Annotated in this window: 13 protein-coding genes and 3 pseudogenes; 4 read left to right on the plus strand and 12 right to left on the minus strand. The window is 55.0% G+C overall.

The window, feature by feature from the left end:
• Positions 1 to 254 precede the first annotated feature (254 nt).
• A complete protein-coding gene (ilvD, locus tag GHH_RS10280) occupies positions 255 to 1,934 on the minus strand; it encodes a dihydroxy-acid dehydratase (protein WP_041470513.1) in 1,680 nt (559 codons plus the stop codon).
• Positions 1,935 to 2,438: 504 nt separating this feature from the next.
• Between ilvD and proB the strand changes: the two genes are divergently transcribed.
• On the plus strand, positions 2,439 to 3,563 hold the full coding sequence (gene proB / locus GHH_RS10285; protein WP_015375110.1) for a glutamate 5-kinase: 1,125 nt from the start codon (positions 2,439 to 2,441) through the stop codon (positions 3,561 to 3,563).
• The gene (locus tag GHH_RS10290) at positions 3,560 to 4,804 is read left to right on the plus strand and encodes a glutamate-5-semialdehyde dehydrogenase (RefSeq protein ID WP_015375111.1); all 1,245 of its coding nucleotides are present in this window, start codon (positions 3,560 to 3,562) and stop codon (positions 4,802 to 4,804) included. Before proB ends, GHH_RS10290 begins: the two co-directional genes overlap by 4 nt.
• Positions 4,805 to 4,895: 91 nt before the next feature.
• Here the strand turns inward: GHH_RS10290 and GHH_RS10295 are convergent, their stop codons facing one another.
• From GHH_RS10295 to GHH_RS10305, 3 genes and pseudogenes are all read right to left on the minus strand, one after another.
• Positions 4,896 to 5,300: a GtrA family protein gene (locus tag GHH_RS10295; RefSeq protein WP_015375112.1), complete on the minus strand. Its 405-nt coding sequence runs from the start codon at positions 5,298 to 5,300 to the stop codon at positions 4,896 to 4,898.
• Positions 5,272 to 5,766 (minus strand): annotated as a pseudogene (locus GHH_RS10300) (glycosyltransferase); the annotation flags it as partial. The pseudogene GHH_RS10300 and the gene GHH_RS10295, both read right to left, overlap by 29 nt.
• A pseudogene (locus tag GHH_RS10305) lies at positions 5,759 to 6,130 on the minus strand (ArnT family glycosyltransferase); the annotation flags it as partial. The pseudogenes GHH_RS10300 and GHH_RS10305, both read right to left, overlap by 8 nt.
• 153 nt (positions 6,131 to 6,283) lie before the next feature.
• On the opposite strand from GHH_RS10305, the gene GHH_RS10310 reads away from it, so the two are divergent.
• Positions 6,284 to 6,727, plus strand: coding sequence for a hypothetical protein (locus GHH_RS10310; protein ID WP_015375115.1), 444 nt, complete (start codon positions 6,284 to 6,286; stop codon positions 6,725 to 6,727).
• A 115-nt stretch (positions 6,728 to 6,842) separates the two neighbouring features.
• Here GHH_RS10310 and GHH_RS10315 read toward each other — a convergent pair.
• From GHH_RS10315 to GHH_RS10340, 6 genes and pseudogenes are all read right to left on the minus strand, one after another.
• Positions 6,843 to 7,865, minus strand: a pseudogene (locus GHH_RS10315) (hypothetical protein); the annotation flags it as partial.
• A 138-nt stretch (positions 7,866 to 8,003) separates the two neighbouring features.
• Positions 8,004 to 8,570: a shikimate kinase gene (locus GHH_RS10320; protein ID WP_015375117.1), complete on the minus strand. Its 567-nt coding sequence runs from the start codon at positions 8,568 to 8,570 to the stop codon at positions 8,004 to 8,006.
• Positions 8,571 to 8,576: 6 nt separating this feature from the next.
• A complete protein-coding gene (locus tag GHH_RS10325) occupies positions 8,577 to 9,614 on the minus strand; it encodes a LacI family DNA-binding transcriptional regulator (protein ID WP_015375118.1) in 1,038 nt (345 codons plus the stop codon).
• A gap of 174 nt (positions 9,615 to 9,788) precedes the next feature.
• Positions 9,789 to 10,988 carry a CaiB/BaiF CoA-transferase family protein gene (locus GHH_RS10330; RefSeq protein WP_015375119.1) on the minus strand — a complete coding sequence of 400 codons (1,200 nt, stop codon included), beginning with the start codon at positions 10,986 to 10,988 and terminating at the stop codon, positions 9,789 to 9,791.
• A gap of 24 nt (positions 10,989 to 11,012) precedes the next feature.
• A complete protein-coding gene (gene aroD, locus GHH_RS10335) occupies positions 11,013 to 11,786 on the minus strand; it encodes a type I 3-dehydroquinate dehydratase (RefSeq protein ID WP_015375120.1) in 774 nt (257 codons plus the stop codon).
• Between the two features lie 13 nt (positions 11,787 to 11,799).
• The gene (locus GHH_RS10340; RefSeq protein WP_015375121.1) at positions 11,800 to 12,567 is read right to left on the minus strand and encodes an IclR family transcriptional regulator; all 768 of its coding nucleotides are present in this window, start codon (positions 12,565 to 12,567) and stop codon (positions 11,800 to 11,802) included.
• A gap of 588 nt (positions 12,568 to 13,155) precedes the next feature.
• On the opposite strand from GHH_RS10340, the gene GHH_RS10345 reads away from it, so the two are divergent.
• On the plus strand, positions 13,156 to 14,469 hold the full coding sequence (locus GHH_RS10345; protein WP_201764075.1) for an MFS transporter: 1,314 nt from the start codon (positions 13,156 to 13,158) through the stop codon (positions 14,467 to 14,469).
• Positions 14,470 to 14,658: 189 nt separating this feature from the next.
• Here the strand turns inward: GHH_RS10345 and GHH_RS10350 are convergent, their stop codons facing one another.
• Together GHH_RS10350 and GHH_RS10355 are read right to left on the minus strand one after the other, a co-directional pair.
• A complete protein-coding gene (locus tag GHH_RS10350; protein ID WP_015375123.1) occupies positions 14,659 to 15,942 on the minus strand; it encodes a TRAP transporter large permease subunit in 1,284 nt (427 codons plus the stop codon).
• Entirely contained in the window at positions 15,943 to 16,533 is a 591-nt protein-coding gene (locus GHH_RS10355; RefSeq protein ID WP_015375124.1) for a TRAP transporter small permease, read from the minus strand.
• Positions 16,534 to 16,556 lie beyond the last annotated feature (23 nt).

Below are 16,556 nucleotides of genomic sequence, written 5' to 3' on the forward strand. Positions count from 1 at the left end.
CCGCCCCCCTATCTTAAAGCGCTTTCAAAAATGTTAAATATATAACGTTATATAAACGTTATATATTTAAATTATCATATTTAATTTTAAAATAGGTGAAATATTTTAAAATGTCAATACTTTTTTAAGGCGCCAAACAGGCAAAAGCATGAAGAAGAGGGATGGCGACTTGGGCTTTTATTAAGGGTTTGAACATGAAAAAGGAAGGCGGCGCTCATGCTGATGGAGCGCCACCTTCCTTGATCCTATTTCGCCTAAATTTTCATAATCCCCCCCGTGCTCGCCGATGTGACGTGTTTCGAGTAGCGGGCGAGATACCCGGTTTTCACTTTTGGTTCAAAGCCTTTCCAGTTCGCTTTCCGGCGTTCGAGCTCTTCATCGGACAGCTTGACGTTGATCGTTCGTTTCACCGTATCGATCTCGATGATATCGCCGTCTTGGATGAAAGCGATCGGTCCGCCTTCCGCCGCTTCCGGTGAAACGTGGCCGACGGACAAGCCGCGCGAGGCGCCGGAGAAGCGGCCGTCGGTGACAAGCGCTACCTTCGTACCGAGCCCCATGCCGACGATTTGCGACGTTGGCGCAAGCATTTCCGGCATCCCTGGGCCGCCTTTTGGTCCTTCGTAGCGGATGACGACGACATGACCCGGCTTGATTTTGCCGCTGGCGATGCCTTCAAGCGCCTCTTCCTGCGAATCAAACACGATCGCCGGACCTTCATGGCGCGTGATGCCGCCTTGGACCGCGCCGGTTTTGATGACGGCGCCGTCCGGCGCTAAGTTGCCGAACAAAATGGCGAGCCCGCCCGTTTCCGAATACGGGTTGTCAATCGGCCGGATGACGTCATAGTTTTTCACTTCGCAGCCGGCGATGTTTTCCCCGAGCGTTTTGCCCGTGACGGTGAGCGTATCTAAATGAAGCGTGCCTTCTTTTTTCGCCAGCTCGTTCAACACGGCCGAAACGCCGCCCGCTTCATGCAAGTCTTCGATGTAATGGATGTCCGACGCCGGGGCGAGTTTGGCCAAATGCGGCACGCGCGCGGCGATTTCGTTGATGCGCTCAAGCGAGTACTCGATGCCGGCTTCGTTGGCGATCGCCAGCGTATGCAGCACCGTATTCGTCGAGCCGCCAAGCGCCATGTCGAGGGCAAACGCATTGTCGATCGCTTTTTCGGTGACGATGTCGCGCGGTTTAATGTCATGCTCGATCAAATACATGAGCTGTTTCGCCGACTGGCGGACAAGTTCTTTGCGCGCCGGGTCGACCGCCAAAATGGTGCCGTTGCCCGGCAAAGCGAGCCCGAGCGCTTCAGCGAGACAGTTCATGGAGTTGGCCGTAAACATGCCCGAACACGATCCGCACGTCGGACAGCCGTACCGTTCGAGTTCTTCAAGCCCTTTCTCATCGAGCGTTCCCCCTAAATACGCCCCGACGCCTTCAAATACAGATGACAGTGAAATTTTCCGCCCATCCTTCGTCACGCCGGCTTTCATCGGTCCCCCGCTGACGAAAATCGTCGGAATGTTAAGACGCATCGCCGCCATCATCATTCCCGGCGTAATTTTGTCGCAGTTCGGAATGCACACCATGCCGTCAAACCAATGCGCCGAGATAACCGTTTCGATCGAATCGGCGATGATTTCCCGGCTCGGCAGCGAATAGCGCATCCCGATATGGCCCATCGCAATACCGTCGTCAACGCCGATCGTGTTCATTTCAAACGGCACGCCGCCCGCTTCGCGAATCGCTTCTTTCACGATTCTCCCAAACTCTTGCAAGTGAACGTGCCCCGGAATAATGTCGATGTATGAATTCACCACCGCAATAAACGGTTTATCAAAGTCTTCTTCTTTTACGCCCGCCGCTCGCAATAGGCTTCGGTGCGGAGCACGGTCAAATCCTTTTTTGATCATGTCGCTGCGCCGTTTTTTCATCATCGGTCCCTCCATCATGCGGTTTGATTGATTGCTAGTATTGTACCACTTTTTCTAATAGAAAGACAATTACCTTTATTATGAATGCGTTTTCAAAATCCGCTTCGAAAAAACAAGTCAGAAAAATCAGCCTTTCCTCTTGACAACCGGAGCATTTGGCGTCATAATTTCTTACAAATTGCACTCCTTGACAAGAAAACAACAGGAACGGCACGGGACTAGTAAACCGAGGGAACGCGCCAGAGAGTGGAACCCACAGGCTGGAAGGTTCCTCGCGGGAAGCCGGTTGAACCTGCCCTAGACGGCCGCTTATGCAAACATAAGCCGCACGCCTGCGTTACAGGCTCGAGGGGGCGCTTTAGGCGCCAAAAAAGGTGGTACCGCGGAACGCTTTTCCGTCCTTTTGCGAAAGGAGGAAAAGCGTTTTTTATTGGCCGGCCGCTTCGCAGGACGGCTAGGCAATCCAACTCATGCCATTCAACACGCAAAGGAGGGAGGAACGCGATGAAACGGCAGCGCGTGGTGGTCAAAATCGGCAGCAGCTCGCTCACCGATCCGAAAGGCGGCCTTTGCCGCGACAAGCTGCACGGCCATGTTGAAGCCATCGCCTATCTGAAACAGCTCGGCCATGACGTCATTCTCATCACGTCCGGCGCTGTCGCCGCCGGGTTCGGGCCGCTCGGCTACCCGGCGCGGCCGACGACGATCGCCGGCAAACAGGCCGCGGCTGCCGTCGGGCAAAGCTTGCTCATGCAGGCGTACAGCTCGGCGTTCGCCCGCTTTGGCTTCACGGCCGCCCAATTGTTGTTGACGCGCAGCGACTTTTACAGCCGCGAACGGTTTCGCAACTTGTTCGCCACGATGACGACGCTGCTCGAACACGGGGCGATCCCGATCATCAATGAAAACGACTCCGTTTCCGTTGAAGAATTGACGTTTGGCGACAACGATATGCTGTCGGCGCTTGTCGCCGGCTTTTTGCACGCCGATGCGCTCATGTTGCTTACCGACATTAACGGGCTGTATGACGCCAACCCGAAAACGAATCCACAAGCGAAAAAATACGCCTTTTTGCCGCACATTACCGACGAAATGATCGAAGCGGCCGGCGGCAGCGGCTCGGCAGTCGGCACCGGCGGCATGCGCTCAAAGCTTCTCGCCGCTCAAAAAGCGTTGTCCTTCGGCGTCAGCGTCTTTATCGGCACCGGGCGAGGCAAAGAAGCACTCGCCGATATTTTAGCCGGAAAAGGTGATGGGACGTACATCGGCGCCCCATTTCCGAAGCAAATGCAAATGCACAAGCAATGGATCGCGTATCACGCGCCTGTCGCCGGCACGATCACCGTCGACAGCGGCGCGGAGGAAGCGCTCCTTGCGCGCGGCAAAAGCTTGCTTCCCGCCGGCGTCACGGCCGTTTCCGGCGACTTTCATGCGATGGATGTCGTCGATGTTGTCAATGAGAAAGGGATCACGATCGGCCGCGGCCAAGTGTATTATGCCGCCGCCGATTTAGAAAAAGTAAAAGGACTTCCGAGCGAGGAAGCGCGGCAATACTCGTACTTGCACCGCCCGGAAGTCATTCACCGCGACAATTGGGTCACGTTGCGAAAGGAGAGTGTATTCAAATGACCGAACTGCTTGAAAAAGCCGAGCGTCTGAAAGCCGCGTCGCAGACGCTGGCTATGCTGTCAACAGAGGAAAAAAACGCCGCATTGGAACAAATCGCCCAAGCGCTTGACCGCGAACGCGCCTTCATTTTGCAAGAAAACGAAAAAGATATGGCCCAAGGCCGCGAGCAAGGGCTGTCACCGGCTCTGCTCGACCGGCTGCAGCTCACCGACGAACGAATGGATCAAATCATCGGCGGCGTCCGCCAAGTCGCTTCCCTCCCCGACCCGGTCGGGGAAGTTGTCAGCGAGTGGACGCGGCCGAACGGGCTTCGCATCCAAACGGTGCGCGTGCCGCTCGGAGTGGTCGGCATGGTGTATGAAGCGCGGCCGAACGTCACGGTCGACGCCGCCAGCCTTTGCCTGAAAACCGGAAACGCCGTCCTGCTCCGCGGCAGCTCATCAGCGCTTCATTCGAACAAAGCGCTCGTTCGCGTCATGAAAGAGGCGCTCCGCACGACGACCGTTCCGGAAACGGCGATTGAACTGCTCGAAGACACGAGCCGGGAAACGGCACAACAGATGTTCCGCCTCAATGATTATTTGGATGTGCTCATCCCGCGCGGCGGCGCCGGGCTCATCCGCTCGGTCGTCGAAAACGCCACCGTGCCCGTGCTTGAAACCGGCGTCGGCAACTGTCATATGTTCATCGACGAATCAGCCGAGCGGCAAATGGCGATCAACATCGTCCTGAACGCCAAATTGCAGCGTCCGTCCGTCTGCAACGCCATCGAAACGGTGCTCATCCATGAGCGTTGGCCATATGCCGACGACTTGCTTGAGGCGCTGCACGCCCGCGGTGTCGAGCTGCGCGGCGACGACCGCCTCGCGTCATCGCACCCGTTCATCAAACCGGCGACAGAAGACGACTGGCATGCGGAATATTTGGCGCCGATTTTAGCGGTTAAGCTCGTCGCCGATGTCGATGAGGCGATTGCCCATATCCGCCGCTACGGGACGAAGCACTCGGAAGCGATCATCACCGAAAACGAAGCGAACGTCCGCCGCTTTTTCCAAGCGGTCGACGCGGCGGTCTTGTACCATAACGCCTCCACCCGCTTCACGGACGGCGAACAGTTCGGCTACGGAGCGGAAATCGGCATCAGCACGCAAAAGCTGCACGCCCGCGGTCCGATGGGGCTTGTCGCCATCACGACAACGAAATCGCTCGTGTACGGGACGGGGCAAATTCGGGAGTCATAACGATGGCTGCAACGAAGACGGCTTCCTTTTTCACTAAGTTTCTAAAGCATAAAACGATCCGGACCCAACGCATGGCTTCCGGATCGTTTTCTTATTTTCCCGTCTCCACAAAAACCCAATAACGGCTGCCGATAAAGTTCACCGCCATCCCGGCGATCGTCGCCGCCAGTTTCGCCAGCCAGAGCGGCGCGAGCCGTTCCGCGGCCAGCAAAACGGCAAGCGATGCACCGAACGACAGCCCGTTGACGGCAAGAAAGCGCAAAACTTCCTTTATATTGGCTTTCCGTTTGACTTGAAACGTCCAACGCCGATTCCAAATGTAGCTGTTCGCCATCCCGGCGCCGTAGGCAACGGCTTGGGCAACCGCCGCCTTAGCGCCTGCAGCAGTCAACAAAAAAAAGACGGCGAAGTCCACCGCGGTATTGCTCACCCCAACGAGGCCAAACCGCCATACGGCTTGTTTTTCTTTACGGAATATACGAAGGCTTTCGTTCATGTTTCGTTCCGACTCCCCACGTTTCGTTGACAATATAGAGCGGACGCTCTTTCACTTCATCGTAAATCCGGCCGATATATTCGCCAATCGCGCCGAGCATGAGCAGTGTCACCCCGTTGCCAAGCAGCATGACCATCAACAATGACGCCCAGCCAGCGACCGTTGAATGAGCAAACCATTTAAGATAAAGGACAACGAACATCCCCACCACACTGGCCGCCGACATCAAGAACCCAAGCCAACTCGCTAGCTTCAACGGCTTGTATGAAAACGAGGTGATGCCATCAAGCGAAAACCGGATCATCTTTTTGAGCGGGTATTTCGTCTCGCCGGCGAAACGCGGCTCCCGCTCGTATTCAACCGCCGTCTGCCGGAAGCCGACCCAGCTTACCAGCCCCCGAACAAACCGGCTCCGCTCTCTCATATAGCGTAACTGATCGCACACTTTCCGGTCAATAGCAGGAAAACACGAAGCTTGCCCAGCGCGCCGCTATCCGCCCCGCCCACGGCTTGACGATCACGTACATCATCCACGTCGAGGCAACCCCCGCCAACGCTTCCGGAAGAAGCACGCTAAAATCGCTCACTCCGAACACTTTCACGCTCAACGCCTGCAGCCAAAGCGCCGCCGGCGGCTTATCAACGGTAATGAATCCCTCCGGATCAAGCGCGGCGAAGAAAAACGCCTTCCAACTTGCGGCCATGCTTTTCGCCGCCGCCGTATAATACACATTGGAACCGCTGTTTCCAATTTGATAGAAGTGCAAAAAAGCTGACCAAGCCATGATCGCAGCAATCCATCCATCCCATTTCCATTGTATTTTCTTCATCGACTCTCCCTTTCCGTCATGTTCTTCGTCTCCTGCCGTTACGTTACCCCGTGTTGGTGAAAGTTTGGTGAAAAAATCGAGCGAATGGACAAGGTTTTCATTTCGCTGACCGCAGACGTGTGCTATGATAAAAGGCGAAAGGAGGTGAATCGTGTGGAAGGAGCCACCATCGTGCAACAAATTTTAAAGGCGCTCGACTTGCATTCCGGAAAAATCCAACAACAAATGAAGGAAATGGAAGATCGGCTGCGCACCGAAATCCAAGATACTGAAAGCCGACTGCGTGCTGAAATTCAAGACACGGAAAACCGACTGCGCGCGGAGATCCAAGATACGGAAAACCGACTGCGCGCGGAGATCCAAGATACAGAAAATCGGCTGTATGCCAAAATTCGCGAAACGGAAGACCGGTTGCACCAAAAACTCTTGGATCTGGAAAAACGCACCGACGCTCGGTTTGAGCGCTTGGAAACGAAAATGAACTATTGGCGCCTTGAATGGTCGGAAACACAGGAAACCGTCGACTTCCTCGCCCGCAAAACCCTCCAACATGAACGAAAACTCCGTTCCCGGGCTGGACAAAACGAAATCTCTTAAAAAACGAAAAAAGCCAAACCGGCCGCCCGCGCTTTCCTGCTTGACGGTTGGTTTGGCTTCTGTCTTCTGTTGTTTAAACAGGCGCTTGCTTTGATGAATGATCGCGATGTCGAGCCTGCCAGGAAAACAACAGCCCTCCCGCCATCCGCTCATGGACGATGTCCTCAAACAGCTCCCGGTCGATCGTTCCTTGCTCCTGTTCCGACAAAAACCCCTGATTTTTCCCGTGCACATTTCGATGCGCCATGCCGCGCGAAGAAGGAACGCCAAATTCAGCGACCAAAATCGGCATCCGGTGCGCCGCCTTCATGTCGTGCAAGTAGCCGGCATAGCTGTTCTGCTCGCCGCGCTGGTCAACATAGCTGACGTACTTTTCCTCACGATTCAAAAAGTCAGGGTAATACGGATAAATATGGTATGACGCAAACAGCCCGGCCTGCAGCTCGTGAGTGGCGTACATGACATTGGGGTTGACGGAAACAAAATCTTCTTTCACAAACGGTTCGGCCGGATGGCGGAGGAGGTCGGTCGTCACCCAATTCGTAAAACTGACCGGCCGCTGCCAGCCGTATGTCTCCGTTTCATACGCCACCGCTTCGTCGATCACGCGGGCCAGCCATGCCTCAAACGGGCTCGCTCCTTTCGTGTACACGTATTTGCCGCGGTAGTCGCCCTGCTTCGGGTGTTTTTCGTTCGTCGCCGCCACAACGTCCGGATCCCACTCGACGCCGAAAATCCAGCCGAGAACATACGGGGAAAGGTCGTATCGGTACACCCCGCCGGCATGACCCGGCCGTTTTGGAATGCGGGCCTTGCCATGAACGAGGTCAATCGTGCGGCGAATGTCGGTGCGAAACGCTTCGTTCACTTCGGGCGCCCACACATCCTTCGTCCGCAGCATCGCCCCTTCATCGATCCAGACGCCATGGAACAAATAAAGCGGCTGCTTCGCTATTTGGTTGTACTCGTAAAGCGCTTCGTAAAACGCCGGCGGGTGGATCGTATAGACGCGGATGGCGTTTGCGCCCATCGCCCCGATGTATTGCAGCCAGCGGAAATATTCTTCCTTCGTAATCTTCGCCTCTCCCGGAAACGCGCCGGGCTTGCTGATGCCGAGGTTGACGCCTTTAATAAGCAGCGGCTCCCACCGTCCATTGCGATATACTTGAAGATAGTCGCGCCCGACCGTTCCCGCCAAGCGGACGCCGCTTTGTTCCGCCGTTTGAACGGCGTCCTGCAGCTTGCCATCTTCCTTATATACCTTGGCTAAATCCTCTCAACGGTTCGGCTCGTACACATCCCACGTCCATTTAATCGACTGAACAATTTGGTCCGCCGCCTGTTCAGCCTCGAGCTCATTGATAATGACGCGGGAATGATGGAGCGCATAGGCTGATTGGCGCTGGAAAAAGAGCTGCTCCACTTCTTCCAACGTTTTGTTTTTCAACACCGGCCGGCTGTCGACAATAAGCGGCAGCCGCTCTTCCTTCCAATGCTCCCACGACAAGTCAAGGAAAAAGACGATGCCGTGGGCCAAACAGGCGCGCCGCACGTCTTCCTGCAAATACGCGCCGCCGCCGAGCGAAAGAATTTTCAACCTTGTATTCGTGCACAAATCAACGATCAGCTCGCGCTCAACCTGCCGAAAATACGCTTCCCCTTTTTGCGCGAACATCTCCGGAATCGTCATCCCGTGCCGCCGCTCGATTTCCGCGTCGACATCGATGAAGTCGCGGTACAGCTTCTTCGCGACAAGCTGCCCGATCGTTGTTTTCCCCGCCCCCATAAAGCCGATCAAAATAATGTTCCGCTCGCGAAGCGGGATGACCGTCTGCCTCTCCACGCTGCTTCACCTCTTTTCCTCTCTCTTCCCAGAAGACTGGCGAATGACAAGCTCCGGCTGCAAAATCGTCCGTTTCGGTGCACTCGCATCCCCTCTCATGCGTTCATGCAGCTGCTTGGCCGCATAGGCGCCGATCTTCTCAGGAAATGCGGCGACAGTTGTGAGCGGCGGCTGAAACAGCGCCGATTCTTGAATGTTGTCAAACCCGACGACCGCGATGTCGCGCCCTGGAACGATCCCTTCCTCTTTTAAGCCAAGCATCGCCCCAAACGCGACGACATCGTTGTAACAAAAGAGCGCTGTCGGCGGGTTCGGGTGCTGCAACAGGCGTTTGACCGCCATCCGCCCGCCTTGCCTTGTCGTCGCCGATGGCACAAGCAGCGTGTCATCCATCTCGATGCCCGCCGCACGCAACGCTTCACTGTACCCCGACCGGCGCGCTTTCCATACGGACGATTGCGGAGACCCACCGATAAAGGCGATGCGCCGATGGCCGCCTTCGAGCAAATGCTCGACCGCCATCCGCCCGCCGGCCATATTATCGATCCCAATATAATCAAACTGTCCGGCCGGAAGTTCATCACGGGCAAACAATACAACAGGAATATCCCACTGCCGCAGCTGCTCGAGCATCTCTGCCGAACATCCGGGAACCGGGCTCATGATCACACCGCCCACCCGATGCTCCAGCATCGTCGACAATAAGGCGTCTTGTTTTTCCGGCCGGTCAAACGTCGTGCCTAAAATGACCGTATATCCTTCCTGATCGAGCGCCTCATGGACGCCAACGAGCAATTCGGAAAAAAACGGGTTGTCAAGTTCGGTGATAATAAGACCAACTGTCGACGAACGCTGCGAACGCAAATTGGCCGCCACGCGGTCATAGACGTAGCCAAGCTCTTTCATCGCTTGGAGCACTTTTTTTCGCGTTTCTTTCGAAATATTCGGACTCCCACGGACGACAAGAGAGGCGGTCGCCCGCGACACGCCGGCGTGTTTGGCGACTTGTTCGAGCGTCACGCGGGAACGCTTTTTATCTGACACCGTTCGAATCACCTGCTTTACCGTCGCTTTCACCTATCAAAAGTATAAAGGCTGGCGGCAAGCAGTGTCAATGCAAGGCGTGGGCTGCCGGGAAAACAAACTTCGAAACAAAAAAACCCGGCAGCCTCGCACAAGGCAAGGAGCCGGGAAGGCGGCAAGCCGCCGTTCGTTCATTCATATGATCTCGTTTTCTCGCAGCCGCTCAATGTCTTCCTTGGACATGCCAAGCATCGTTTGCAAAATCTCTTCGGTATGCTCGCCTAAATCCGGAGCAGTGCGGCGGATGGCGCCTGGCGTTTTTTCGAATTTCGGCACAATGCCGGGCATTTTAATTTTGCCAAGGCGCGGATGGGCGACTTCGATGATGTTTTCCCTTGCTTGGTAATGCGGATGCTCAAAAATATCTTTAATGCTCAAAATCGGGCTGACCGGCACGCCATGCTCATCCAAAATGTGAAGCAATTCATCGCGCGTCTTCGTGCGGATCCAGTCGGCGACGATGCCGTTTGTCTCTTCATGATGGGCGAGCCGCCGTTCGTTTGTGCAAAATTTCTCATCCGTCAACAGATCTTCCCGCCCCATCGCCTTCGCCAGCCGCTCGAATGTGGAATCGGTGCTGGTGACAAGCACGACCCAATGCCCGTCTTTCGTCATAAACGTGCCCGCCGGGCTCGAATGGCCGGACAATCCCGGCGACCGCTCGCGCACTTTGCCCAATTGGTCATATTCCGCCACCAAAAACTCCATCATGCGGAACACCGATTCGTAAAGGCCGATATCGACCATCTGCCCTTCGCCGTTCGGATGGACATCGCGGTGGTAAATGGCCGTCACCGCCGCAAACGCCACATAAATGCCGGTAATGTAGTCCGTCAAGGAGAACGACGGGCTGACCGGCGGACGGTCCGGATACCCTTGCAAATACGTAAACCCGCTGAACGCCGTCGCCGGCGTGCCGAATCCGGCTTTCTCGCGAAACGGACCTGTTTGCCCGTAGCCCGAGACGCGAATCATCACCAGCTTCGGATTGATCCGCTTCAGTTCTTCATATCCGCCGCCCCATTTTTCAAGCGTGCCGGGACGGAAGTTTTCAATGACAATATCGACGTGGCGGACGAGCTGTTTGAAAATGTTCATTCCTTCTTCTTTGCGCAAATCCAACGTGAGCGACCGTTTATTGCGCGCCAGTCCGGGCCAGCGGAGCGGCTCCCCATCCTTGAACGGCCCGACATGGCGGAGCGTATCCCCTTTTCCTGGCAATTCCACCTTGATGACATCGGCGCCAAAATCACCGAGCAAAACCGCCCCAAACGGCGCCGCGATCATTGTCGACACATCGAGCACTTTGACGCCTTCCAGCGGCAAACGCGCCATGACAATCTCCTCCCCCATTTCGATTTATTGTCCGTATGTCATGATGACCGACAACGCGGTCCGGACGTCTTCAATCGGAATTTGCCCCGGCGCCGAGCTTTGCCGTCCGACTGCAAAGGTGACGGCAGAGCCGAACAATCCGCCTGCCAGGCGGGTGATGGCGCCCAATGCCCCCATCGACATCGTGATGAGCGGAATTTCCACCTCTTGCCGCGCCTCTTCCGTCGCCTGCAGCAGCGTGAGCACATCCCCCCGCGTTTTCGGCATCACAGCTGCTTTCGCGATGTCGGCGCCGCATTGTTCCGCTTGACGCATTTTCGCAACAAGCTCTTCCTTCGAGGGCGTATCAGTAAAATTATGATAGGACAGCACAAGGCGCACCCCATAGCGGCGCGTCAGCTCCCGGACTGCGGGGACATGCGGCTCATGGACAAGCTCGTAATCAAGCAAATCGATCGCGCCGCTTTGGCATACAGTTTCAAACAACCGAAGCTTTTCCTCTTCTGTCAAGGAAATCGGTCGGCCGCCCTCCAGTTCGGAACGAACCGTAAACAAAATCGGGATGTCTCCGGCAATCGCCCGCATCTTTCTCGCCGTTGCCGCCACTTGCTGTTCGTCATGAATCGCCTGGAAAAAGTCCGCACGCCATTCAATCAGATGCGGCTTTTTCGCGCTGATTTGCCTTGTTTCCTCTAACACTTGCCCCGCATCCGCTCCAACGACCGGGGCGCAAATGCACGGCTCGTCTCCCCCAATCAAGACATTGCGCACACGGACGGCGCGTTTTGAAATCGCCATATGCTCTTCCCCCTTATGGTCGATAACCTAGTTTTTCTGAAATCGCTTGCGCTCCTTCTTTCACGATCGTTTCGAACTTCTCGAGCACGTCCGGCGTAAACCGATGCGTCGGCCCGGAGATGGACAAGCAGGCGCTAACTTCCCCACGGATATTGAAAATCGGCGCCGCAACGGCCGCAGAGCCGACTTCCCGTTCATCGATGCTAGACGCAACGCCGCGCTCCCGAATCACCTCAAGCTCCGCCGTTAGACGAGCCAAGCGTTCCTTTGTCGGCATTTGCGCGAAAATTCGCTCTTGAAAGGCGGGCGATTGGTATGCCAACAATACTTTTCCTCCCGCGCCCGCCCAAAGCGGCAGCCGCTCGCCGATTCTCACCATATGGCGCAGCGCCTGAAGCCCCTCGCACTGTTCGACGCAAACGCGGGCATCTTGTTCCAGCACGTATAAGTTCACCGTCTCCCGCGTCTCGTCGCGCAGCCGCTCCATCACAGGCCGCGCGATTTCCCGCACTTTAATCGATTTGCCGGCAATATATCCTAAATAGTACAATCCTTGTCCAAGACGGTACTTTAACGTCTCCGGATCTTTGACGACCAAGCGGTTTTGCTCCAGCGTAGCGAGCAGGCGCGTTGTCGTTGATTTGGCCAGCGAAATTTTTTTCGCAATTTCGGTGAGCGATAACGCTTGTTCCTCCAGGGTGAAACAATATAAGATGTCAATGGCCCGTTGCACCGTGCGCAAGCTCGTCTCATGTTTCTTTTCTTCCGTCAACTCGTTCATTGTCCCTCCTTTCTTCATTGTTCCGACAAATGGAATTTAATTTCTATCAGTGGAACTCTATTTTCATTTTAGCATCTTGTCTCATCGCTATTCAAGCATTTTTCACTTTTCTTTACATTTTCGATTTCAGAGGAAATATAGCTAGACAACGACGCTCCGCAAATGGAGAAGGTTTATGCAGCTTGACCTTCCCGATCTTCGAGAATCAGCGATTGAGAAGAAATGCCGCTTTTTGCCGAACTCTTCTTTTGACATCCATAAGTTCCCGCCCCATTGATTTTCATGACTCATCGCATAAATAGTTCAAATTTTTCAGCAAGTTATAGACAAAAGAAAGTGAAATTTGTTATAATCCATTCAAGAGTTCCATTGATAGAAAATGAATTACATAGAACGGAACAAAGAGAAGGAGGGACGAACGACAAGACTTTCGGCTTCACTGTAAAAGGAAGACAAACAACGTTGTCAAACCGTTTAGCCCAACACTTGCTATGGAACCATCATTTCTCATAAATCTCACGTCCATTTTTTTCACTAAGAACTGTATACGTTTTCCTACTAAGAACCAAACAAGGATGGTGAATGACCATGAAGAAAAAACGACGTTGGGCGATTGCATTTTTGATCGCGTTAGGCGTCATCATCAACTATTTCGACCGCATCAACATGTCCGTCGGCATCCAGCCGCTTTCCGAAGAATTCGGCCTCACGCCCGGGCAGCTCGGCATTTTGTTGTCTGCGTTTGCCTGGTCTTATGCCATTTTGCAAATCCCGGCCGGCGTCATCTTGGATAAAATTGGCGTCAAATGGGTGACGCGCATCGGGACGATCATTTGGGCAGTGGCATGCTTTTTGACCGCCATCGCCAGCGGCCAAGGGCTCGTCATGTTGTCACGCGTCTTGTTGGGCATCGGGGAAGCGCCGTATTTCCCGTCAGCCGCCAAAGCAGTCGGGCAATGGTTCCCGCGCCATGAGCGGGCGACCGCGATTTCCCTTTACGACGCCCAGTCGAAGCTGTCAAACGCCATCGGCACCCCGATCATCGCGTGGATCATCACCGAATGGGGATGGCGGGCCGGCTTCTACGTGACCGCTGTACTTAGTTTGATTTATGCCATCATTTTTTGGGCAACGTACCGCGATCCGCATGAGGACAAGAAGCTTTCGAAAGAAGAATATGACTACATTGTCCAAGGCGGAGCGCAAAAGTCGGATGAAACATCGGGAAACGTTTGGGAGACGATTCGGTATTTGCTGACGAAGAAAAAAGTGTGGGCGACATTGATCGGGTTTGCCGCCTACGGCTACTCGTGGTTTTTGTTTCTCACGTGGCTTCCCGGCTATTTGGCGACGGAAATGCACATGTCGGTGCTGAAATCAGGCTGGTACGCCTCGATTCCGTGGATCGTCGGCACGATTTCGGAGATCGCGATCGGCGGATGGCTCGTCGACCGGCTCATCAACAAAGGAGGCCATTCAACGCGCGTGCGAAAAACGTTTTTGGTCATCGGCATGCTGCTTGGGCTGTCCGTCATCGGCGCCGCTTTCACGACAAACCCGAACATCGCGATCCTTTGCATTTCAATTGCCCTTGGCGGCCTAGTCATCACATCCTCGATCGCCTACAGCATCCCGACATTTATTGCACCGCCAGGCACGGTCGGGACGTTGACCGGCCTGTTGACGTTCGGCAACAACTCGATGGCGATTGTCGCCCCAATCGTCACCGGCTTTATCGTTCAAGCGACCGGCTCGTTTATGTACGCGTTTCTCGTTGCGGCGTTCATTTTGCTCGCCGGCATTTTCAGTTATATCTTTTTGCTAACCGATTTGGAGCCGATCGAGCCGATCCCAAAGCCTGAAGCAGCTCAAAGAACAGTCATCCCACACATCAAAGCGTGATAAACAAGCTAGGAGCGCCTTCACCCGAGCGATGAACAAGCCGGATGGAGGCGCTTTTTCATCAGTTCGCTGCCGAATGATGTGAGATTGCACTAGCCACATTCAAAACAATGGTCCGAAGCCTCGACAGCGGCTCTCGGACCTACCTTTTCTCGCAATGACTTCTGTCCTTCCAAGATCAAGTTTGCATCAATGCCCCGCAAACCACCCAAGCGGCACGGTCACAAGAGACGGGAAGAAAATCAACAAAAGCAACAGGAGCGTTTCCACAAGCAAAAATGGCCAAACTCCTTTCATGATGTCCTCCATGTTGATTTTCGCCACCCCGCAGGCGACGTTCAGCACCGTGCCAACCGGCGGCGTGAGCAGCCCAATGCAGTTGTTTAAAATAAACAATACCCCGAAGTACACCGGATCGATTCCCGCTTTTTCAATAATCGGCATCAGCACCGGCGTCAAAATGAGCACTGTCGGCGTCAAGTCCATCGCCGTTCCGACCAACAGCACCAAGGCGTTAATGGCCAAAAGCAGCGCCAGCGGATGGTCGATGAGCGGCGCGAGCACATCTGTCACGATCGACGGAATGTTGGCGACTGTAATGAGCCAGGCCGACACCATGGCGGCGGCCACCAAAAACATGACGACGCTTGTCGTTTTCGCCGCGGCCACGAGCACGTGGAACAAGTCTTTCAATTTCAGCTCGCGGTAAATGCATAGACCGACAAACAACGCGTAAAACGCGGCCACGACCGCCGCCTCGGTCGGCGTAAACACCCCTCCGCGCAGCCCGCCGACAATGATCACCGGCAGCAGCAGCGCCCAAAACGCCTCGCGGGTCGCCCGCCAAATCTCTTTCGCCGACTGACGTGGAAGCACTTCCACTTGATCTCTTCGGGTCACCCACCACCAGCAGATGGCCAGTGAAATGCCAAGCAAAATCCCGGGAACAATGCCGGCCATAAACAGCTTCGTGATCGACACGCCGCTTGTGACCCCGAAAATGATCATCGGAATGCTCGGCGGGATGATCGGGGCGATGATGCCGCCGGCAGCGATGAGGCCGGCTGACCGGTTGCGGTTGTACCCAGCTTTGACCATCATCGGGATGAGAATCGCCCCAAGCGCCGCTGTATCGGCCACCGCCGACCCCGACAACCCGGCGAACAACACGCTCGCGATGATCGCCACATACCCGAGCCCGCCGCGGATATGGCCGACAAGCGCCATCGCAAAGCGGATGATCCGCTTCGAAATGCCCCCGGCGTTCATGAGCTCCCCGGCGAGCATAAAGAACGGAATCGCCATCAGCGGAAAGCTGTCTGCGCCGCTGATCAAGTTTTGCGCGATGATTTGCGTATCAAAAATGTCCAAATAAAACATCAAGGCGACGCCGCTGACCAAGAGCGCAAACGCGATCGGCATCCCGAGCGCCATGACCCCTAACAGCGACCCGATAAAAACGACCAACGCCATTTACCGCTCACCTCCAGCGGCGCCTTGCGTTCGCCCGTGCGCCCATTCTGCCGCTTCGTGCTCGACGGGAGCGGCCGTCATGATTTCTTCTTCCGATTCTTTCATTCTCGTCAGCTCCTCAATCGCCCCGGGGCGAAACAGCGCCTGATACAAATGGTACAAAATAATGAGGCCCATGCCGATGCTCACGACAAGCCCGGTCCCATAAATGAACGCCATCGGCAGCCCGGTGGCCGGGGCTTTGCTTTCCAATCCGCTCATTGTCATCTTCCAGCTTCCATCCAAAAGCAAATAGAGAACATACAGCACGATCGCATTGCTGATGACAAACACGACGCGCTTGGCGCCGGTCGGCAGCTTCCGCACCAATGTATCGACGCCTAGATGGTCATGGTCTTTCAAAGCACCGACCGCGCCTAAAAACGACATCCAAATGAACAGAAAGCGCGACATTTCTTCCGACCACGTGATGCCGGAGTTAAATGCGTAGCGGAGCACGACGTTGCCGAATACAAGAATGGACATAAACGCGAGGCAGAACGCCATTAAGGCGTTCAGCGCCTTCTCCAGTACGGCTCCGATCCTTTTCATCGCTGTCCCCTCCAAGTCTGCAA

It is taken from the genome of Geobacillus sp. GHH01 (assembly GCF_000336445.1).
In the GTDB taxonomy this organism is placed as follows: domain Bacteria; phylum Bacillota; class Bacilli; order Bacillales; family Anoxybacillaceae; genus Geobacillus; species Geobacillus zalihae.